Genomic DNA, 21028 nt, shown 5'->3' on the forward strand with positions numbered 1-21028 from the left:
AAGAAGAGGACCACGATCATGAAACACCTGGCCAGAATCCTGACGGTTGCGCTCGCCACGCTGCCCGCCGCCGTCTACGCGCAATACACGGGGCCGTCCACGCTGACCCCGACGACCGTGAAGGAACTGCTCGCGAACGGCAAGGACGACCAGCACGTGCAGTTGCAGGGCCGCATCGTCAAGCATGTCGGCGGCGAGGACTACGAATTCGCCGATGCGACCGGCACGATCCGCGTCGAGATCGACCACAAGCTGTGGGCGGCCGGCCAGCCCGTCAGCGACAAGAACGAAGTGAAGGTGACCGGCGAATTCGAGCGCAAATGGTCGGGTAGCGTGAAGGTCGACGCCGATCACGTCGAAGTGCTGCGCTGACCGGTGCGCGCGGGGCCGGTGATACCATGGACGACCGGTTCCCGTACCCACCAAGATGGCCGCCAATTTCGACGAACTCGCGTCCCGGATCCGGGCGCAATTTTCCGAGCTGAGCCCGCAATTCCAGGCGGGCGCCGCCTTCCTGCTCGATCATCCCGACGAGGTTGCCACCTCGTCGATGCGCAAGGTCGCACAGCGCGCACAGGTGCAGCCCGCATCGCTCGTGCGGCTCGCGCAGCAATTCGGCTTCCCCGGCTGGAACGAGCTGCGCGACCTGTGCGTCGCACGCGTGCGCACGCGCCCCGAGCCGCTCACGCAGCGGGCGCGCTCGCTCGTGCGGCCCGACGCGAAGGCGTCGCTCGCGCACGACCTGCTCGCCGCGCAACAACACAATCTGTCGGCCACCGCCGCGCAGAACGAGCACGCGCTCGCCGATGCCGCGAAACTGATCCGCAAGGCGTCGCACGTGCATGTCGCGGGGTTTCGCTCGTGCTACCCGGTTGCGTTCGGCTTCGTGTACGGCTATCGGCTGTTCCGTCCGACCGTGTCGCTGCTCAACGGCGTCGCCGGTTCGCTCGAAATGGAGCTGCGGACGATCGCGAAGCAGAGCGTGACCGTCGTCGTCAGCTTTGCACCGTATTCGGCGGAAGCGACGCGCGTCGCACAGGCCGCGAAGGCGCAGGGCAGCCGGATCGTCGCGATCACCGACAGCGCGGTGTCGCCGATCGCACTGCACGCGGATGCGCAACTGATCTTCACGCACGACAGCCCGTCGTTCTTCCCGTCACTGGTGGCCGCGCACGCGATCGCCGAAACGCTGGTCGCGCAGTTGCTGGCGCTCGAAGGCAGCGATGCGGTCGCCGCGCTCGAGCGCACGGAAGCGGAACTGCACGCGAAGGGTGCTTACGTCGTTTGACGCGGTACGCACGGCTTCAACCGTTTCTTGTTTTCGATTCAGGCGAACTCAACCGATGACGTTCACATACGAGGTGACGGACGCGGGCGACGCGAACGTGCGCAAGCAGATCGTCGCGCCGCTCGTCCGGTTCAACGAAAGCCAGGCTGGCCCGAACGATGCCCGTCCGCTGGCCGTGGTCGTGACCGATGGCGACGGCGCGGTGGTGGGCGGCCTGTGGGGCAGCACGGCGTACGGCTGGCTGCATGTCGACCTGCTCGTGGTGCCCGAGGCCGCGCGCGGCCAGGGCGCGGGCACGCGCATCATGGATCTGGCCGAGGCGGAAGCCGCCGCGCGCGGCTGCCATAGCGCGTGGCTCGACACCTTCGACTTCCAGGCGCGGCCGTTCTACGAGAAGCGCGGCTATGTCCGCTTCGGCGAGTTGCCGGATTATCCGGTCGGACATACGCGCATTTTCCTGATGAAGCAGCTCGCGGGCTGAGCCTCGCCGCGGCGTGGCGTGGCGTGGCGCGGTTGACGAGGTCGCCGGCGCTCGCCTAGGATACCGGGCAGCGATGCAGGTCGCTTCCGGGTCCGCGGAAAGGGTTGAACCCACCTGTCGCGGCAAATTCACTTTCCCCTGTCCTTTGTGCTGGCGGTATTGCGGACCTTCGGCCATGACTGCACGAGGATTCGCATGAAAAAGCTGCCGCCCAAGGCCAATCCCGATCATCTGAAAAAGCAGGCCAAGGCATTGTTGCGCCTGTACCGGCAAGGCGACGCCGATGCCGTCGCGCGCTTTGTCCGGTTTCTCCCCGCCGCCGCGAACCGCACGCACGACGAAGCGCTCGCGCTCGGGCTTCGCCTGCATGACGCGCAATCCTGCATTGCGCGCGAGTACGGCTTTGCCTCATGGGCCGATCTCGGCGCATTCGTCGAAACGCATGCGCTGGCGGGGCAACCGCGGTCGCAGCTGATCCGGCGCTGGCTCGACCTGGCGTACGGCGGCGACGTGACCGGCGGCTTCGACGCACCCCGGCCGCGCGTCGCCGCACAATTGCTGCTCGACCATCCCGATCTCGTTGCGGCCGATCCGACCGTCGCATGCGCGGCCGGCGATCTCGACGCGGTGAAGGCGGCACTGGCCGCCGATCCCGGCTGGATCGCGCGCGCCGGCGGCGTGCTGAAGCTGCCGCCGCTGGTCGCCGTCACGCATTCGCGGCTCGGGCAACTTCCCGGGTTTGCCGCCAGGCTGCGCGCCTGCGCGCGCCTTCTGCTCGACGCCGGCGCCGATCCGAACCAGCGGATCGGCAACCGCTTTCCGCCGGCTTCGCTCGCCGAGCCCGACGAAGCGGGGCCATTGTCGGCCCTGTACGGCGCAGCGGGCGTCAATCGCGATCCGGTTCTCACCGCCATGCTGCTGGAAGCCGGCGCCGATCCGAACGACGGCGAATCGCTGTATCACTCGGTGGAGAACCCGGCCTGTACGCGCCTGCTGCTCGAACACGGCGCGCGGGTGGGCGGGACGAATGCGTTGCGGCGTGCATTCGACATGCGTGACGCAGAGGCGCTCGAACTGCTGCTCGCGCATGGCGGCGACCCGAACGAGCCGCCCGGAGCAGGGCTGGCGCAAACCTGGGGCGCGCCGTTGTTGCGGGCGATCGGCGTGCGCTGCTCGGCGCGCCACATCGCCGCGCTGCTGGCGGCCGGCGCCGATCCCGGCGCGCGGACCCCGGCAGGCGTCAGTGCGTACCGGCTGGCGATGCAGACCGGGCTGCCCGACGTCGCGGCGTTGTTGCGTGCGGCCGGCGCGGAAGAGGCGCTCGATGCGCAGGACGCGTTCGTGGCGGCCTGCGCGCGCGCCGACGCCGACGAAGCGCGGCGCATCCAGGCGCGCCATCCCGACCTGCCCGGTGCGCTGCCGGGCGAGCGGCTGCGGTTGCTGCCGGACGCCGCCGCGTGGGGTTCGGGCGACGCCGTGAAGGTCATGGTCGAACTGGGCTGGCCGATCGCCGCGCGGGGCGGCGACTGGGATGCGAGCGCGCTGAATCACGCGGTGTTCCGCGGCGATGCGGACTTGCTCGCGTTCCTGCTCGCGCACGGCGCGAGCTGGCGCGACATGCACGGGTTCGGGAGCGACGCGCTCGGCACGTTGTCCTGGGCGTCCGTCAACGAACCGGAGCATGCCGGTGCGTCCGACTGGGAGGCTTGCGCGCGGGTGCTGCTCGCGCACGGCGTGCCGCAAGCCGTGCGGGATCCGTCGAATCCGGACGGCGTGCTGATCGACGGTCGCGCGATGCGCTTCTCGGAGGCCGTGACCGACGTGTTGCTCGGCATCGACGACGGGCCGAGCGCATCGATCTGAACGACCGTGGGCCGGCGACGGGTAGGCGACGGCGGCCCGCTCGTTGGCGGCTGCCGGCGTACAGTCGGCGTGCCGGGTTTTCCAGTCACACGACGACATTTCGGCGAACGCTGAAACGTCGCGTGCACGAGCGGCGTAAGCTCGGTCGTCAACTTCCCTCCGGAGTCCGCGATGACCCTTTCCGACCTGCAAGCCCGCCAAGCCGAAGCCTTCCGCGCACTGCATGCGCGCCCCGGCGCCTTCATCATCCCGAACCCGTGGGACGCCGGCACCGCGCGCCTGCTCGCGATGGCCGGCTTCGAGGCGCTCGCGACCACGAGTGCCGGCTACGCGTTTTCGAAGGGGCAGCCCGACAATGCGATCGACCGCGACGCGATGCTCGATCACATCGTCGAGATCGTCGCCGCGGGCGGCCTGCCCGTGAGCGCCGATCTGGAGAACGGCTTCGGCGACGCGCCCGACACGGTGGCCGAAACGATCCGGCTCGCGGCCGAGGCCGGCGCGGTCGGCGGCTCGATCGAGGATGCGACGGGCCGCGCCGACGCGCCGATCTATGCGCGCGAAGCGGCGATCGAGCGTATCGCGGCCGCCGTCGACGCGGCACGCGCGCTGCCGTTCCCGTTCACGCTGACTGCGCGATGCGAAAACTACCTGCATGGCCGTCACGACCTCGCCGACACGATCGCGCGGCTCGTCGCCTATCGCGACGCGGGCGCCGACGTGCTGTACGCGCCGGGTATCACCGATGCGGACGAAATCGCGGCGGTGACGCAGGCGGTCGGCGCGCCCGTGAACGTCGTGATGGGGCTGCAGGGCGGCTTGTTGAGCCTCGACGCGCTGGCGGCGCTCGGCGTGAAGCGCGTGAGCGTCGGCGGCGCGCTGGCGCGGGCCGCGCTCGGCGCATTCCTGCGCGCGGCGAAGGAGATGGCGCAGGACGGCACGTTTACGTTTTCGCAAGCTGCCGTACCGGGGCGCGATATCAACCGCTGGTTTGCATCACCCGATAATTCACCGGTTTTGTTCGGAGAATAAGTGTAAATAAACCGTGGGATCGTTTCCAGCTGAAACTTTCAATTGACTATAATCAACCGATTTCGCGTCAAGATTAAACATCGGTGACGGCGTAAAATACATCGTCTATTCTCCGCATTCATCCCGTTCGACCTTCGCCGGCGCGCAAGCCGCGCCGGATCGGGCGATCGGGCGCCCGCCGTGCGGGTCGATGCCGCGCATTGTTGCATTTCCCCGTTCAGGATGTTTTTTGAACGCGGGAGTTGCCGGCTGGTTTTTTGATTGATAATCTGCGGCACGTTCGAATGAACGATTGGTAAGCCGCCGGTAATATCGATATATAAGAATGTTGAGAGAGCGATGACGAACCGAGAAAATCAACGCATCAGGTTTCGTGTCGGCGATGTCGTGACGCTGAAGACGGGCGGGCCGCGCATGACCATCACCTATGCCGGGCCGGTCGTATTCGACGACGGCGACTGGCTGATCTGCCAGTGGTTCGACGAAAACGGCGAATTCCGGCAGGAAATGTTCCCTCACGACACGGTGGTGCCCGAGCCGCGCGCGATTTCGGCCGGGCGCGTACGCATGCGCATGCAGTCGCATCGCTGCCGCTCGGCTGCCTGACAAGCACCTGTCGTCGCGATGCAGCCGCGCCCGGTACCCGCGCCGCGACATTTCACGTCGGCCCGAAACATGCGGCGGTGCGCTGCGCCGATACTGTCCGCATGAACCCGACCGATCCTATCGCAGCGGTCACGCACCGCGATCCCTATTCCTACTATGCGGCGCTCGTCGACGGGCCGCCGCTCGCGTTCGACGCCACGCTCGGCCTGTGGGTCGCGAGCCGCGCGGCTGCCGTGACGGCCGTGCTGGGCCATCCGGCCTGCCGTGTTCGCCCGCTGGACGCACCCGTGCCGCCCGCGTTGCGCGGCACGACGGCCGGCGCGCTGTTCGGCGAGCTCGTGCGCATGAACGACGGCGCGTTGCGGCACGACGTGCCGAAGCAGGCGCTGCGCACGGCGTTCGCGCCGATCGACACGGCTGCATTGGGCGACCGTGCCGCGCGGATTGCCGCGCGGCGCTTGCCGGCGCCGGGCGATGCCGGCGAACTGAACGCGTGGTGCATGACGGTGCCCGTCTGCGCGGTCGCCGATCTGCTCGGCTTCGACGAGACGCAGCTCGACGATATCGCGGCGCGGGTCGTCGACTTCGTCGCCGCGCTTTCGCCGTTGTCGGATGCCCCAGCACTGGCTCGCGCGAGCGACGCTGCGCGGCAACTGCTCGACCGGATGACGGAGCGCGTCGCGCACACGCAGGCCCATGACGGCACGCTCGTGGCCGCGGTGCAGCAGGCGGCCCGTGCGTCGGGCTGGCACGCGAGCGGCGCGCTGGTCGCGAATCTGGTCGGGCTGCTGTCGCAGACCTGCGAGGCGACCGCCGCGTGGCTCGGCAATACCCTGGTGGCGTGGAACGGGGACGCGGGAGCGAGCGCGGCGCGCGGCGTTCCGGACGATGCCGCGCTCGACGCATTCGTTGCCGAAGTCGGGCGCTTCGATTCCCCGGTGCAGAACACGCGCCGCTTCGTCGCATCGCGCACGACGATCGAAGGCGTGACCGTCGAAGCCGGTGACGCGATTCTCGTCGTGCTTGCCGCGGCGAATCGCGACCCGGCCGTGCATCGCGATCCGCACCGGTTCATGCCTGACCGCGCGGCCGGGCCGAATTTCGGCTTCGGCACGGGGCCGCATGGTTGCCCGGGCGAGCGGATCGCACGGGCGGTGACGGCGGGGGCGTTCGGGGCGTGGCTGCGTGCGGGCGGCGGAGCGCCGCACGACGGGCTGGCGTGGCATTACCGTGCGTCGACCAACGTCAGGATGCCGAAGTTCGACGCGGCACGGTGAAGGGGAAAGAGGGACTTAACGGCAGCCTTGCTTCTCCGCCCATCGTTCCTGGGCGGCGACGCGGCGTTGCACGCGTTCGACGAGACCGGTCGAGAAGGTTCGCATGCTGATACCGCGGCGCTTCGCGAGGATCGTCTGCGCGACATCGGTGCGCGGGTTCGGCTGGCAGGCCCAGTACAGCGTCATCAGCCAGCCGATGCCGGTCCACCCGAACAGCGCGTTGAACATCGCAACCGTCAGCTTGTCGTGCCGGCCACGCCGGTCGGCAATGACCGCCGGCAGGAAATAGATCGCGATCGCGGCGACCGAACCGGCCACTTGAATCAGGACTGCGTTCTGCATGTTGCTGCTCCATCCGAACTGCAATGGGACTGATTGTCGCGCTTTTTCCGTCTGCGTGCAGGCCGCGCCCAGGCAATTGATTGTTGCGCTTTTAATGACGATCAGCCGGCTTCGGCGTCTGCCGGCTGCACTTCGTTGCTCAGCTCGAAACCTTCGTCGAGCCAGCCCGTTACGCCGCCGATCATCAGCTTGACCGGCCGGCCGAGGCGCGCGAGCCGGATCGCCGCGCGCGCGGCGCCGTTGCAGTGCGGGCCCGCGCAATAGACGACGAACAGCGTGCCGGCCGGATAGCCGGCGAGCTTGCTCTCGATGATCTTGCGGCGCGGCAGGTTGCGCGCGCCGGGTACGTGGCCGGCGGCGAACTGGTCGGGGCCGCGTACGTCGAGCAGCACGAAATCGGGCGTACCCGACGCGAGCGCGTCGTGCACGTCCCAGCAATCGGTCTCGAAGCGCAGCGATGCCTCGAAATGCGCGAGGGCGGCGGGGCTGTCGGCGGCGGGCACGTCGGTAACGTAGGACATGGGAAAGTTCTCCTGAAGGTTGCGCAAAACGCGGTGGAATGAGGGGCAGTATCGCGGTTCCTCAGGTTTCGCGGCAGTGGCGCGATCGACAAGTTCCGGTAACATCACGCCATGCACAATCATCTCGTCGTCGCGCTCGCCTACGACCGCCTCTGCACGTTCGAATTCGGCTGCGTGGTCGAACTGTTCGCCCTCGAACGCCCCGAGCTCGGGGTCGACTGGTATCGCTTCGCGGTCTGCGCGAGCGAGCCGGGGCCCGTGCGCGCGGCGGGCGGCATCACGGTCGCCGCGCCGTATCGGCTCGCGACGCTCGATCGCGCCGATACCATCGTGATTCCCGGCTGGCGTGATCCGGACGAACCGCCGCCGGAACCGCTGCTGAAGAAACTGCGGGCCGCGCATCGCCGCGGCGCGCGGCTCTGCTCGATCTGCTCGGGCGTGTTCGTGCTGGCCGCGGCCGGCGTGCTCGACGGCCTCACGGTGACGACCCACTGGCGTTATGCGGAGAAACTGCAGGCGCGCTATCCGGCGCTGCGCGTGAATCCCGATGCGCTGTACGTCGACGAAGGGCAGGTGATCACATCGGCCGGATCGGCGGCGGGGCTCGACATGCTGCTGCATCTCGTGCGCCGCGATCACGGCGGCGCGATCGCGAACCGGGTCGCGCAGCGCCTCGTGCTGCCGCCGCATCGTGACGGCGGCCAGGCGCAGTTCGTGCCGCGCCCGGTCGCGCCGGGCGGCACCGACCGGCTCGCGAAGCTGATCGACTGGATGCGCGCGCACGCGGCCGAGCCGCACACGCTCGCGTCGCTTGCCGCGCAGGCCGCGATGAGCACGCGCACGCTGCAGCGTCAGTTCGCGGATGCGACGGGAATGTCGCCGCTCGCGTGGCTGATCCGCGAACGCGTGAACGTCGCGAAGGACATGCTCGAAGCCCATCCCGGGTTGTCGCTCGCGCAGGTTGCGGCGCGAGCGGGGTTCGGTTCCGAGGAATCGCTGCGCCGGCATTTCCGGCGCGTCGCGGCGACGAGCCCGGCCGCGTACCGGCGCGGGATGAGTCGCGGCGAAGGCACGCGGGACGCTTGAGCGCGGTACCGGTTCCTGTCGACGCTTTCCTCGGGTGACGCCGCGGTGGCGTAAGATCGCGCATCACTGAGAGAAGCCGGTCGCGTGGTCACCGGCTTGCGCCGTTCACGCGGCACGACGAAAACGACAAGGACACCATCATGGGCCTGCTGGGAAAGCTGTTCGGAAAGAAACCGCGCGCGGAAGCGTCGTCGCCTGCGCCGTTGACGCAAGACGCTGGCGAACCGGGCGAACCGGGCGAACCGGGCGAACCGGGCGCGTCGCGCGAGCCCGACATCGCCCCCGAACTCGCCCCCGCGCTGGCCGCGTTCCAGGCGGGCCGGCCCAAGGACGCGATCGCGGGCGCCATGCCGCACGTGGCGCGGCTGGCCGATGCGGCGCGCTTGTGCGCGCTCGCGTACTCGGAGATGGCGCGCTACCCGGAAGCCTTCCCGTACTGGCTCAAGCTGTTCGAGCAGGAGCCGAGCGCGCACAACGCGCTGCAGCTCGCGACGACGTCGGTGATGTGCGGCGAAGTGGAGCGCGGCGAAGCGTGGCTGCTGAAGGCTGCCCAGGTCAATCACGACACGCACGAGCAGTCCGACGTCGCCGCGTGCGTGAATTTCATTTCCGCATTGATGCAGAGCGGCCACCTGCGCGAGGCGCTGCCGCATCTCGTCTGGATGCGCGACGTCTACGCGCAGGTGCGCATCACCGATTCGACCTTCCTCTCCATGCGCGGCATTCCGTTCTTCTCGTCGTTCCTGGAGAAGAGCCTCGAGATCCTGAAGGCCACGCAGCCGGCCGACGCGATCGCGTCGTGGTACGGCGAACTCGATGGCAAGCTCGACGAAGAGGGGGCGGCGCAACTCGCCGAGTGGGTCGGCCAACTGAAGGGGCAGCCGGCGGCCTGAACGGCCGACGCCGGCTGCGAGCGACGACGCCCGCCGCCGGGCGGCGGCGCGGCGTCGCCGTGCACACTCGGTGCACTCAGCGCGTGCGGGTATCGCGCGGCTTCTGCTTGATGCACGCGATCCGGTACACGCCATCCTCGACTTCGACACCGTGCGTGTCGTGCGTGAAGCCCGGGAAGCGCAGGTCATACTGCTCGAGCGCCTTCAGGTAGCCGAGCAGCGGGCCGTCGGCCGGCCCCGCGTTCTCGCCGGGCATCAGCAGGGGAATGCCGGGCGGATAAGGCACGACGCCCGTCGCGACGGTGCGGCCTTCCATCTCCGAGAGCTCCAGCATCTCGATGTCGTTGTGCACCAGGTGCTCGAACGCCTCGGCCGGGCTGTAATCGGGCTTCGGCAGCGTGGAGAAGCCGCGCGACATCATCTCGGTCGTCTTCAGGTCGCTCATCGCGCTGAACATCAGGTCGCACAGGTCGCGCAGGCCGAGCTTGCCGTAGCGTTGCGGATAGCGCGCGACGAGTTCGGGCAATGCCTGTTCGAGCGGCGCGTTCGCATCGTAGTCGCGCTTGAAGTCGAGCAGCGTGTTGACGAGCGTGCCCCACTTGCCCTTCGTCACGCCGAGCGAGAACAGGAACAGGATCGTGAAGTCGGTCGTCTTCTCGACGACGATCCCGTGCCGGTCGAGATACGCGGTGACGACCGACGCCGGAATGCCGACCGGCATCAACCCGCCGTGCGATGCGACGCCCGGCGTGACGATCGACACCTTGATCGGGTCGAGCATGCAGTAGTCGTCCTCGATATCGCCGAAGCCGTGCCACGTGTCGCCCGGATGCAGCACCCAGCACGACGGGTCGGTGGCGAGCAGCGTCTCGTCCGCTTCGTGAAAGCGCACGCGTCGGCCCGTCTTGCGATCGACGACGCTATCGGGCTGCCAGCCATTGAAGAACCAGTCGTTGTTCTCCGCGCATTCCGCATGCAGGCGCGCCAGCATCTGGCGGAACGCGACGGCCTCGCGGATCGCGTCGGTCGTCAGCGCCTCGCCGCCGGGGCCGTCCATCATCGCGGCGCTCACGTCGTTCGACGCGATGATCGCGTAGTTCGGCGACGTCGACGCATGCATCATGTACGCCTCGTTGAAGCGTGCGTGCTCGATCGGGTTGCGGCCGTCGCGGACATGAATGAACGAGGCCTGCGACAGCGCGGCGAGCAGCTTGTGCGTCGATTGCGTCGCGAACACGGTCGGCTTGCTCGCGTCGTGTTGCGCGGGATCGCCGTGCATCGCGTGACGGTCGCGGTAGATCGGGTTGAAGCGCGCGTAGCCGTACCACGCCTCGTCGAAATGCAATCGATCGACGCTCTGGCCGAGCAGCTCCTCGACGCGCGCGACGTTGTAGCAGAGGCCGTCGTACGTCGAGTTCGTGATCAGCGCATGCACGGGCGTCGGGTCGATGCCGTCGCGGCCGCGCACGAGCGGGTTCGCGTCGATCGCGAGGCGCACGGCGGCGGCCGTCAGCCGCTCGGGCATGATCGGGCCGATGATCCCGTAGTGGTTGCGCGACGGAATCAGGTAGGTCGGAATCGCGCCCGACATCGTCATCGCGTGCTCGGCCGACTTGTGGCAGTTGCGGTCGCACAGCGCGACCTGGTTGCGCGTGACGCTCGCCATCAGGATCACGCGGTTCGACATCGACGAGCCGTTCGTCACGTGATACGTGCGATGCGCGCCGAACACGCGCGCCGCGTAGCGTTCGCTTTCGCCGATCGGGCCCGAGTGGTCGAGCAGCGAGCCGAGTTCGCCGACCGAGATCGACAGGTCGGAGCGGAACAGCGATTCGCCGAAGAATTCGAAGTACGCGCGGCCGACCGGCGATTTCAGGAACGCGGTGCCGCCGGTGTGGCCGGGCGTGTGCCACGAATATTCGTACACGCGCGAGAACTGTGCGAGCGCGCGGAACATCGGCGGCAGCACGGTCTCGCGGTAGCGCTCGATCGCGGCGACGATCCGGCCGCCGATGAACGCGGTGGTGTCCTCCAGCATCCAGATGAAGTCGTCGGCCTTGCGCATCGCGTCGACCGGAATCGCGGACGCGCTCGCGCGGCTCGCCAGCAGGAACACGGGCACGGTCGCGTTGCGCGCGCGCATCGCGTCGAGCACGGCCTGCGCGGGTGCGTGCCCGGCATCGTTGCCGAGTTCCCAGTTGAGCAGCAGGCACTGGATCGCCGGATCGGCGGCGACCACCGCGCACGCATCGTCGGCGGACGTCGCGATCACGACGTCGACGAGCCGCGTGCGCAGCTCCTCGGCAAGCGCCGTTGCGGCGCGCCCGGTGGCCGTGCGTTCATCGATGTCGTGCTGCACGAGCAGCGCCTTCATGCCGAGGCGGCGGAAGGCCGGTTGGGTCAAGGAAGCGGTCATGTGTCATTCCCCCGTTTGCTGGGTTGCCTGGACGCTCGCGGCAACGGCCGGCGAGCGCGCGTGAAGGGTGTCGGCCTGGTGACGGCCCACGGAGATCCAGAAGGTGGCGGCGAGCGCGGCGATGGTCACGCCGAGCGCGAGATAGCGAACCCAGCGCGGCGAGCGGCCGCCCGGATGGATATGGGTTTCCTCGATCTCGCGCTGGCGGTTGATCGACAGCTCGTAGAAGACGATCGTCGCGACGACGAAGATCAGCGACCAGCGCGTTTGCTGGCCGTCGGAGCCGACCATCGCCCACAGCGCGTAGACGGCGCCGATCAGGCCGACGATCGTGTAGAACGTGAACTGATGCGACGGCATCTTGCCGTAGCCGAGCACCTTGATCGCGATGCACGAGTAGATGTACGGCAGCAGCGTCATGATCACGGCGATCGACGCGATCTTGCCGAACTGCTCGCTGGCGCTCGGCGACATCGTCGCGAGCACCTGCACCGACATGATCAGCGCGACGATGGCAAGGCCGGCCGACGGCACGTTCTTCGAGTTCACGCGGGCGAACACGCTGGCGAACAGGCCGTCGTCGGCGGCCGCCTTCGCGGTCTGCCCGACCAGCAGCGTCCAGCCCGCGAGCGAGCCGAGGCAGCCCAGTGCGGCGCACAGCGCGACCGCGTTCGCGGCGGTGTCGCCGAGCGCGAGCCGCGCGGCATCCGCGAACGGCGCGCTCGATGCGAGCAGCGCCTTGTTCGGGATCATCCCCATGATCACGGTCGAGCTGAGCACGTAGCAGACGGCCGCGAGCACGACGCCGCCGACGGTCGCGATCGGCACGTTGCGCGACGGGTTCTCGACGACGCCGGCCGATACCGATGCGCTCTCGACGCCGATGAACGCCCACAGCGTGAAGTTCAGCGTCGCGCCGATCGCGCTGAAGCTGTTGGTGCCGGACACGTTCCAGCCGGCGAAATACACATCCTTGCTGAACCAGAACCAGCCGAACACGGCCATCCCGAGGATCGGCACCAGCGCGAAGACCGTCGTGACCGACTGCACGCGGCCGACGACGTTCGGCCCGAGGATGTTCGCGTACGTGAACAGCCAGATCACGAAGATCTGCGCGAGCGCGAACACGAGCGGGTCCTTCAGGACCGGGAAGAAATGCGTGAGGTAGCCGAGGCCCGCGACGGCGAGGCCGACGTTGCCGAGCACGTTCGCGAGCCAGTAGATCAGGTTGGTCTGGTAGCCCATGTACGGGCCGAACGACTTGCGCGCATACGCATACGGGCCGCCGGCGGCCGGGTCGATCGCCGCGAGCTTCGCGAACACCAGCGCGAGCGACACGGCGCCGACGACGGTGATCAGCCAGCCGAAGATCGCGATGCCGCCGGTGGCGGCGAGGTTCGCCGGCAGCATGAAGACGCCGGAGCCCATCATGTTGCCTGCGACCATCAGCGTGGCGGGAATGACGCCGATTTTCGGCGCGGAAGTCGCTGCCGGCGTGGCGGCGGAGCGGGAGGAGGACGAGCTGGCATCGGACATGCGACGCTCCTTGACGAGACGTGTTGCGGTTGAGGTGGCGCGGCGGGGCGCCGGTCGGCGATTCCGGTGCGGATCGTCGATTTAATTAACGTGTTCATGTTATCGCCTGGATGGTTTCGAATAAGGGTAAACGCCGGTATTTAATAAATTGAAGATTGATGAATGTCATTGAAACCGGTAAATCGGCGTTTGAAGGCGGGGGGAGGTGGTCCGTGCGGCAACGCTGGAAGGCGTTTCTGTCGGTCTCGAATCCGGACGCCGGGATCACGGCGCCGAAGCTGCCGTGAATAATCGTTTCTCCGAATCGATTGAATCGATTTGTGATGTAAATGGCGCAGCAATGGGGTGCGGGTTTGTCGGTTAATATCGAGCGCAATTGATGCGCGCTGCCTGCGCGCGCACGCTTCGCTTCTTCCCCGAGGACGATTCCGATGACGACGCTGCCTTCCCGCTTGCCGCTGATCCAGGCCCCGATGGTCGGTTCGCTGAGCCCGCTCGCGATCGCGGTGTGCGAAGCCGGCGGGCTCGGCTCGCTCGCATGCGCGGCGCTCGGCCCGCAGCAACTGCGCGACGAGATCGCGGCGATCCGCGCGCGCACGGCCGCGCCGTTCAACGTGAACTTCTTCTGCCATACGCCGCCGGCGCCCGATGCCGAGGTTGACGCGCGCTGGCGCGCGGCGCTCGCCGGCTACTACGCGCAAGCCGGGCTCGATCCGGCCGACGTGAAGGGCGGCCCCGGCCGCGCGCCGTTCGACGACGCGATGTGCGCGGTCGTCGAGGCATTGCGGCCGGCCGTCGTCAGCTTCCATTTCGGGTTGCCGCACGACACGCTGCTCGAGCGCGTGCGGCGCACGGGCGCGCAGGTGGTGTCGTCCGCGACGACCGTCGAGGAAGCGCGCTGGCTGGATGCGCGCGGCGTCGACGCGATCGTTGCGCAGGGCGCGGAGGCCGGCGGCCATCGCGGGATGTTCCTGACCGACGACATCCACGCGCAGCCGGGCCTGTTCGCGTTGCTGCCGCAGATCGTCGACGCGGTGCGCGCCCCGGTGATCGCGGCCGGCGCGATCGTCGACGGGCGCGGCATCGCGGCAGCGTTCGCGCTCGGCGCGCGCGCCGTGCAGATCGGCACGGGCTACCTGCTGACGCCGCAAGCGGGCCGTTCGGCGCTGCATCGCGCGGCGGTGCGCGCCGCGCGCGACGACGGCACGCGCATGACCAACCTGTACACGGGCCGCCCCGCGCGCGGGCTGCTGACGCGCTTCATGCGCGAGCAGGGGCCGATGAGCGCGCTCGCGCCGGCGTTCCCGCTCGCGACGGCGGTGGTCGATCCGCTGCGCGGCGCGTTCGAGCGGCAAGGCCGCGACGACTTCTCGCTGCTGTGGGCGGGCGAGGCCGCGGCGCTTGCGCGTGAAGAGGATGCGGGCGAACTGACGCAACGCCTGTGGCGCGACGCACTCGCGTGCGCGGCGGGGCTGCGCGACGCGTTCCCGCAGGCGGTCTGAACCACCGGGAAGGGGGCGCTGGCGCGGGAGCATCGGCGTATCATCTGGGTTTTCGTCAGCCCGATCCAGGCACCCCCACCATGACCTCCGTCGACACTACCCCCGTCCTCGACCATGACAAGCTCGTTACCTTCATCGAGCGCAAGTGGAACGATGAAATCCTCCACGCCCTGACCGACTACATCGCGATCCCCGCGAAGAGCCCCGCATTCGACCCCGACTGGGCGAAACGCGGCTATCTCGAGCGCGTCGTCACCGATGCCGCGCAGTGGGCCGAGCGTCAGCCCGTGAAGGGCCTGAAGCTCGAGGTCGTGCGTTTGCCCGGCCGCACGCCGGTGATCTTCTTCGAATCGCCCGCCACGCGTTCGGGCAGCACCGACACGATCCTGCTGTACGGCCACCTCGACAAGCAGCCCGAATTCGACGGCTGGCGCGCGGACCTCGGCCCGTGGACGCCGAAGTACGAGAACGGCAAGCTGTACGGCCGCGGCGGCGCGGACGACGGCTATGCGATCTACGCGAGCCTCGCGGCGCTCGGTGCGCTCGACGAGCAGGGCATCGAGCGGCCGCGCTGCGTCGGCCTGATCGAGACCTGCGAGGAATCGGGCAGCTACGACCTGCTGCCGTACGTCGATGCGCTGCGCGACCGGCTCGGCCAGGTGTCGCTCGTCGTCTGCCTCGATTCGGGCGCCGGCAACTACGACCAGATGTGGCTCACCACGTCGCTGCGCGGGCTCGTGTCCGGCGACCTGCAGGTCGAGGTGCTCGAGGAAGGTGTGCACTCGGGCGTGTTCGGCGGCATCGCGCCGTCGAGCTTCCGCGTGATGCGCCAGCTGTTCGAGCGCCTCGAGGATGCGAAGAACGGCAACCTGCTGCCGGGCGTGTTCCATTGCGAGATTCCCGACAGCCGCGTGCGCGAAGCCGACGCGGCCGCCGCGATTCTCGGCGACGCCGTGTGGAAGGGGCTGCCGTGGGCTTGCGGCGCGGATGGCAAGCCGGTGCTGCCGACCACGACCGATCCGCGCGAGGCGCTGCTGAATTCGACGTGGCGTCCGTCGCTGTCGGTCACCGGCGCGGCCGGCCTGCCGGCGCTCGCCGATGCGGGCAACGTGCTGCGTCCGCGCACCGCGTTCAAGCTGTCGCTGCGCCTGCCGCCGCTCGTCGACGCCGCGCAGGCCGTGCAGCAATTGAAGGCACTGCTCGAACTCGATCCGCCGTACAACGCGAAGGTCACGTTCAAGCCGGACGCGGGCGCCGCGACCGGGTGGAGCGCGCCGGATCTCGCGCCGTGGCTCGCATCGTCGCTCGATGCCGCGTCGCGCCGCCACTTCGGCGCCGACTGCGCGTACATGGGCCTCGGCGGCACGATCCCGCTGATGAACGTGCTGCAGGAAGGTTTCCCGTCCGCCCAGTTCATGGTGTGCGGCGTGCTCGGGCCGAAGTCGAACGCGCACGGCCCGAACGAATTCCTGCACGTGCCGTATGCGAAGAAGCTGACGGCGGCGGTCGCGGACGTGATCGCGACCGCGCGCTGATCGCCTGGTGCCGAGTGTTTAGCGCTTAGCGTGACAACTGCCCGACCCGACCTGACGGAGCCTTGCCGATGACCGCACTGCCGACGCCCGATACCGAACCGCTGCGCATGCGGGCCGAACCGCTGCATGCATTCGTCGCGGCGCTCTGGGAACAGGCCGGCAGCAGCGAGCGGGAGGCAAGGCTCGTCGCCGATCACCTGGTCGGCGCGAATCTCGCGGGCCACGATTCGCACGGGATCGGGATGATTCCGAACTACGTCGCGTCGTGGCGGGAAGGGCAGTTGCAATTGAACGGGCACGCGTCGATCGTTCGCGACGGCGGCGCGGTGCTGACGATCGACGGCGGGCGCGGCTTCGGCCAGGTGATCGCGTTCGAGGCGATGGTCGAAGGGATCGACCGCGCGCGACGCATGGGCATCTGCGCGATCGGGCTGCGCGACGTGCATCATCTCGGCCGTATCGGGCACTGGGCCGAGCAGTGCGCGCGCGCGGGGCTCGTATCGTTCCATTTCGTCAACGTGCCGGGCGACCTGCTGGTCGCGCCGCTGCACGGTACCGATCCGCGCTTCGGCACGAACCCGTTCTGCGCCGCGTATCCGCGTGCGGGCAGGCCGCCGCTGCTGCTCGATTTTGCGACCAGCGCGATCGCGTACGGCAAGACGCGCGTCGCGTACAACCAGGGCAAGCGCGTGCCGGCCGGCTCGCTGATCGACCATCGCGGCCAGCCGACCGACGATCCGGCCGTGATGCACGAGCAGCCGTTCGGTGCGCTGCTGCCGTTCGGGATGCATAAAGGGTACGCGCTGGCGGCGATGTGCGAGATTTTCGGCGGCGCGCTCGTCGGCGGGCACACGACCTACGGCGACACGTTGCAGAAGACGAGCGCGATCGTGAACGGAATGCTGTCGGTGCTGATCGATCCGAACGCGTTCGATGCGGCCGACGCGGAACGCGAAGCCGATGCGTTCGTCGCATGGGCGAAGGCGTCGCCGCAGGCCGGCGACGCGCCGGTGCAGGTGCCGGGCGAGCCGGAAGAGGCCAGCCGCGCGGCACGCGGTGCCGGCGGCATTCCGGTCGATCGCGCGACGTGGCGGCAGATTCGCGAGAGCGCGGCGGCGGTCGGCTTCGACGTAGCCGAGCTCGATGCGTGGACGCAGCGCTGCACGGCATCCGCATGAGCTGGCAATCGGAAAAGGCGCGCGGTGAGGAGATCGCGTATCAGCTCGCGCCGCTCGGCAACGTGACGGTCGTGCGGTTCTTCAGCGGTGCGGCGATGCGGCTCGACGGCGTGATGTTCGGCTTCATGTCGCGCGGGTCGCTGTTCCTGCGTGTGGATGACGTGAACCGTCCGGCGTTCGTCGCGGCGGGGATGGGGTCATTCTTGTACGAGCGGCCCACGCGCACGGTGTCGCTCGAAGGCTATTACGAAACGCCGGCCGACGTGCTCGAGGACGCAGGCGCGCTGTTCGACTGGTGCCGCAGTGCGTATCGCGCGGCGTTGCTGGCGGGGCCGCCGAAGCGCAAGGCACGGGCGGTGGCGAGGCCGGTGGCGGAAGGGAAAGCGGCGGCGAAGCGAACAGCGAAACCGGTAGCGAAACTAGCAGCGAAACCGGCAGCGAAACCGGCAGCGAAACCGGCAGCGAAACCGGCAGCGAAACCGACGGCGAAACCGACGGCGAAACCGACGGCGAAACCGACGGCGAAACCGACGGCGAAACCGACGGCGAAACCGGCAGCGAAACCAGCGGCGAAACCAGCGGCGAAACCAGCGGCGAAACCAGCGGCAAAGCGCAAGCGAACTTGATACCGATCGAGCGACGCGAAAACTTCGGGAATTTCGCTTTCCTTTCTTTCGATCTCGGCCGTGTCGAGGCGATTCGCGTCGCGCGTGGCGGGTGGTGGGCACCCGGCGGCGCGCCCACACGGGTGCGCAAAATCATCCGCGTTGCCGCACCGCACATCCCCCATGCTTCACAACGGCGGCCTCGGCGTTTATGATCGGCGCGGGTTGCACCCGTGCCTGGTGCGACCCGCGCCGGCCTCGCCGCCGGCCCCGCGAACGGCGCATCGTACGCCGCGCGGGACGCTTCCCCACTCATCATTCCAGACGGAGACAGCCGATGCTCGTCCTGATTCTCGGTTTAGCGATCTTCCTCGGTGTGCACTCGATCCGGATCGTCGCGGACGGCTGGCGGTCAGCGACGATCGAGCGGATCGGCGAGAAAGGCTGGAAGGGCCTCTATTCGATCGCGTCGATCATCGGCTTCGTGCTGATCGTCTGGGGTTACGGCATCGCGCGCCAGGGCGCGACGCTACTGTGGGTGTCGCCGGTCGGCGTGCGCCACCTCACCGGCATGCTGACCGCGATCGCATTCGTGCTGATCGCCGCGTCCTACGTGCCCGGCAACCGCATCAAGACGCTCGTCGGCCATCCGATGGTGGCCGGCGTCGCGGTATGGGCGATCGCGCACCTGCTCGCGAACGGCACGCTGCATGCCGTCGTGTTGTTCGGCGCGTTCTTCGTGTGGTCGCTCGTCGATTTCGTCGTGTGGCGCGCGCGTGACCGCCGTGACGGCGTTCGCTATCCGGCGGGCAAGCTGTCGGGCGACGTCGTGGCGATCGTGGCCGGGCTCGTCGTGTGGGCCGTCTTCGCGCGGTTCCTGCACGGCTGGCTGATCGGCGTGCGGCCGTTCGGCTGAGCGGTCAAGCCGAGCAGGATCGCCTCGACGGTGATCGTCATCATCGACTTGAACCAGTACAGCCAGCCGACCGCGAAGCCGGCCCATTCGCCGAGATAGCTGCTTGCGTAGGTGGAGAACGACCCGCTGTCGGGATTGCGCGACGCCATTTCGCCGAGCATGAACATGACCAGCGTGACGATCACGCCGCCGATCAGGTACGACAGGATCGCCGCGGGGCCGGCGGTCGCGATGATGGCGCCGGAGCCGACGAACAGGCCCGCGCCGATCACGCCGCCAAGCGCGATCATCGTGATGTGCCGCTGCTTGAGGCTTTGCCTCAATGAGTTGTCCTGCATCTCCTGCCGCTAGTTATTGTTGGCCCGTTGGCCGTTAGCGCATCGGGCGGCGCGGCGGCAAGCGTGCTGCCGCCGCAAAGGGCGCCGATGTCGAGGGAGCGTGTGTGACGCGATGTGCCGGGCCGCCGGCGGTGAATCGGAATGGCGGCCGCGAAGTGCCGGTCGGCGCCCGCGAGAGAGCGATGACGACGACAACCCCGGATTGTGGGCGGACACCGTCGTCACGGCAAACGAGATATGCGAAAGACGCCTTGCCGTTTGCTCATCAATTGCCGCAGCGGCGGCAGGCGCGTTCGCGTCAGATCGGTTTGACGAACAACCCGACGGTCAGCGCCGCGCCGATGCAGACGATCCCGATCCGCAGCACGCGTTCGTTCACGCGATGCAGCGCCCATGTGCCGAGCAGCCCGCCGACGATCGCGCCGCCGCCGAGCGCGAGCGCCTTGCCCCAGTGCAGGTGCGGCGACGTGAGGAACAGCACGACGGCCGATGCGTTCATCACGCCCGCGAGCGCGTTTTTCGTCGACATCGCGTGACGTGGCGAGAGCCCGGCCATCGTCAGCACGGCCATCATCAGGAAGCCGAGCCCGCCGCCGAAGTAGCCGCCGTAGATCGCGATCATGAACTGCGAGAGCGCGGCGGGGACGGTGCCGAGGTGGGCCGTGCCTTCGCTCGGCTTGCGGAAGAAGCTGCCCCACGCGAACACGATCGTCGCGAACAGCACGAGCCACGGTATGAGGCGCGAGAAGATCGACGACGGGGTCTTCAGCAACAGCAACCCGCCGAGCGCACCGCCGACCACGCTGATGAAGAACATCGCGCGAAACGACAGCTTGCCGACGCCGCGCACCATGTTGCGGCTCGCCCAGCCGGTCGTGACCTGCGCGGGAAACAGCGCGACCGTCGACGTGATGTTTGCCGAGAGCGGCGACATGCCCGACACGATCAGCGCGGGCAGCGTGACGAACGAGCCGCCGCCCGCGAGGGTGTTCTGCAGTCCGGCCCACAGGCCGGCGAGGATGACGAGAGCGAGCATCGGAGCGAGAGCGGAAGCGGAAGGTGACGGCCTCGCCTGCCGGAAGCGGGCAGGTTCGGGCGAACGCACGATGGTAATGCAGGACCGGAGGCGGCGTGAACCTTTGCGATTGCGGTGTCGTTGCGGGCCTTCCTGGCCGGCGCGGGCGACGGTGCCGGACCGCCCATGACCAAGGTCGATGACGGCTCGGGCGGGTGGACGGGCGGCCTTACGACGTCGCGCGGCCAATGTCGGGTTGTCGAACGATGCGCGCGAAATAGACTGGTTGATGAGCAGCGGGAAAGTACCGGCAGGGTTGGGGGCAGCCGGCGCCCGGGGGCTCGGGGACGCGGCTCCTGTTGACGGGGTCGATTCCGGCCACGCGGTGCCGGCGCGTCGGAATCGGAGCGCCTTTTCCTGGGGGACACACATGTGCGCCGGCGGGCGAACAGGCGACCGGGTGTCGATCGCAGCCACGCGACCGCGCTTCGTTGCCGTTGCTCCGCCGTATCGGCGGAGCAAATGAATGTCGCAGTCGGGGTGCGTGTGTCGCGCACCGTACGGTCATGCATGTTGGAAGGCAGCGCCGAAATCGGCT

At 68.5% G+C, this 21028-nt stretch carries 19 protein-coding genes and 2 pseudogenes; 15 read left to right on the forward strand and 6 right to left on the reverse strand.

What is annotated here, in order from left to right:
- The first annotated feature begins 18 nt into the window (after positions 1-18).
- The 7 genes from ACPTTC_RS22100 to ACPTTC_RS22130 all read left to right on the forward strand — a co-directional run bounded on the left by ACPTTC_RS22100 (position 19) and on the right by ACPTTC_RS22130 (position 6547).
- Positions 19-372 carry a YgiW/YdeI family stress tolerance OB fold protein gene (locus tag ACPTTC_RS22100; RefSeq protein WP_301801215.1) on the forward strand — a complete coding sequence of 118 codons (354 nt, stop codon included), beginning with the start codon at positions 19-21 and terminating at the stop codon, positions 370-372.
- A 55-nt stretch (positions 373-427) separates the two neighbouring features.
- Entirely contained in the window at positions 428-1288 is an 861-nt protein-coding gene (locus ACPTTC_RS22105) for a MurR/RpiR family transcriptional regulator (protein WP_423393910.1), read from the forward strand.
- 55 nt (positions 1289-1343) lie between these two features.
- Positions 1344-1769 carry a GNAT family N-acetyltransferase gene (locus tag ACPTTC_RS22110; RefSeq protein WP_423393911.1) on the forward strand — a complete coding sequence of 142 codons (426 nt, stop codon included), beginning with the start codon at positions 1344-1346 and terminating at the stop codon, positions 1767-1769.
- 195 nt (positions 1770-1964) lie between these two features.
- The gene (locus tag ACPTTC_RS22115) at positions 1965-3632 is read left to right on the forward strand and encodes an ankyrin repeat domain-containing protein (RefSeq protein WP_423393912.1); all 1668 of its coding nucleotides are present in this window, start codon (positions 1965-1967) and stop codon (positions 3630-3632) included.
- 171 nt (positions 3633-3803) lie between these two features.
- Positions 3804-4664: an isocitrate lyase/PEP mutase family protein gene (locus ACPTTC_RS22120; RefSeq protein ID WP_423393913.1), complete on the forward strand. Its 861-nt coding sequence runs from the start codon at positions 3804-3806 to the stop codon at positions 4662-4664.
- A 339-nt stretch (positions 4665-5003) separates the two neighbouring features.
- Positions 5004-5270 (forward strand): YodC family protein, encoded by a 267-nt coding sequence (locus tag ACPTTC_RS22125; RefSeq protein ID WP_423393914.1) that lies wholly within the window; start codon positions 5004-5006, stop codon positions 5268-5270.
- Between the two features lie 101 nt (positions 5271-5371).
- Positions 5372-6547: a cytochrome P450 gene (locus tag ACPTTC_RS22130; protein WP_423393915.1), complete on the forward strand. Its 1176-nt coding sequence runs from the start codon at positions 5372-5374 to the stop codon at positions 6545-6547.
- Positions 6548-6562: 15 nt separating this feature from the next.
- Here the strand turns inward: ACPTTC_RS22130 and ACPTTC_RS22135 are convergent, their stop codons facing one another.
- Positions 6563-6889, reverse strand: coding sequence for a superinfection immunity protein (locus tag ACPTTC_RS22135; protein WP_226195888.1), 327 nt, complete (start codon positions 6887-6889; stop codon positions 6563-6565).
- A 101-nt stretch (positions 6890-6990) separates the two neighbouring features.
- The gene (locus tag ACPTTC_RS22140; protein ID WP_423393916.1) at positions 6991-7410 is read right to left on the reverse strand and encodes a rhodanese-like domain-containing protein; all 420 of its coding nucleotides are present in this window, start codon (positions 7408-7410) and stop codon (positions 6991-6993) included.
- 111 nt (positions 7411-7521) lie between these two features.
- Here ACPTTC_RS22140 and ftrA point away from each other — a divergent pair, with 111 nt between their 5' ends.
- A complete protein-coding gene (ftrA, locus tag ACPTTC_RS22145; RefSeq protein WP_226195886.1) occupies positions 7522-8496 on the forward strand; it encodes a transcriptional regulator FtrA in 975 nt (324 codons plus the stop codon).
- A 140-nt stretch (positions 8497-8636) separates the two neighbouring features.
- Positions 8637-9389 carry a hypothetical protein gene (locus ACPTTC_RS22150; protein ID WP_423393917.1) on the forward strand — a complete coding sequence of 251 codons (753 nt, stop codon included), beginning with the start codon at positions 8637-8639 and terminating at the stop codon, positions 9387-9389.
- 76 nt (positions 9390-9465) lie between these two features.
- On the opposite strand, the gene ACPTTC_RS22155 is transcribed toward ACPTTC_RS22150, so the two are convergent.
- Together ACPTTC_RS22155 and adiC are read right to left on the reverse strand one after the other, a co-directional pair.
- Positions 9466-11805, reverse strand: coding sequence for an Orn/Lys/Arg decarboxylase N-terminal domain-containing protein (locus ACPTTC_RS22155; RefSeq protein WP_423393918.1), 2340 nt, complete (start codon positions 11803-11805; stop codon positions 9466-9468).
- 3 nt (positions 11806-11808) lie between these two features.
- Positions 11809-13341: an arginine/agmatine antiporter gene (gene adiC, locus ACPTTC_RS22160; RefSeq protein ID WP_423393919.1), complete on the reverse strand. Its 1533-nt coding sequence runs from the start codon at positions 13339-13341 to the stop codon at positions 11809-11811.
- 431 nt (positions 13342-13772) lie between these two features.
- Here adiC and ACPTTC_RS22165 point away from each other — a divergent pair, with 431 nt between their 5' ends.
- From ACPTTC_RS22165 to ACPTTC_RS22190, 6 genes and pseudogenes are all read left to right on the forward strand, one after another.
- The gene (locus tag ACPTTC_RS22165) at positions 13773-14843 is read left to right on the forward strand and encodes an NAD(P)H-dependent flavin oxidoreductase (protein WP_423393920.1); all 1071 of its coding nucleotides are present in this window, start codon (positions 13773-13775) and stop codon (positions 14841-14843) included.
- A gap of 80 nt (positions 14844-14923) precedes the next feature.
- On the forward strand, positions 14924-16378 hold the full coding sequence (locus ACPTTC_RS22170; RefSeq protein WP_423393921.1) for a M20 family metallopeptidase: 1455 nt from the start codon (positions 14924-14926) through the stop codon (positions 16376-16378).
- Between the two features lie 68 nt (positions 16379-16446).
- Positions 16447-17556, forward strand: a complete 1110-nt coding sequence (locus ACPTTC_RS22175) for a malate/lactate/ureidoglycolate dehydrogenase (protein WP_423393922.1) — start codon at positions 16447-16449, stop codon at positions 17554-17556.
- Between the two features lie 95 nt (positions 17557-17651).
- Positions 17652-17816: pseudogene (locus ACPTTC_RS22180) on the forward strand (TfoX/Sxy family protein); the annotation flags it as partial.
- Between the two features lie 35 nt (positions 17817-17851).
- The gene (locus tag ACPTTC_RS22185) at positions 17852-18376 is read left to right on the forward strand and encodes a hypothetical protein (RefSeq protein ID WP_423395763.1); all 525 of its coding nucleotides are present in this window, start codon (positions 17852-17854) and stop codon (positions 18374-18376) included.
- Between the two features lie 122 nt (positions 18377-18498).
- Positions 18499-19077 (forward strand): NnrU family protein, encoded by a 579-nt coding sequence (locus ACPTTC_RS22190; protein ID WP_175953274.1) that lies wholly within the window; start codon positions 18499-18501, stop codon positions 19075-19077.
- Positions 19078-19085: 8 nt separating this feature from the next.
- Here ACPTTC_RS22190 and ACPTTC_RS22195 read toward each other — a convergent pair.
- Together ACPTTC_RS22195 and ACPTTC_RS22200 are read right to left on the reverse strand one after the other, a co-directional pair.
- A pseudogene (locus ACPTTC_RS22195) lies at positions 19086-19415 on the reverse strand (amino acid permease); the annotation flags it as partial.
- Between the two features lie 298 nt (positions 19416-19713).
- Positions 19714-20451 (reverse strand): sulfite exporter TauE/SafE family protein, encoded by a 738-nt coding sequence (locus ACPTTC_RS22200; RefSeq protein ID WP_423393923.1) that lies wholly within the window; start codon positions 20449-20451, stop codon positions 19714-19716.
- Between the last annotated feature and the right edge of the window lie 577 nt (positions 20452-21028).

The sequence above is a fragment of the Burkholderia mycopellens genome, assembly GCF_964265025.1.
Classification (GTDB): Bacteria; Pseudomonadota; Gammaproteobacteria; order Burkholderiales; family Burkholderiaceae; genus Burkholderia.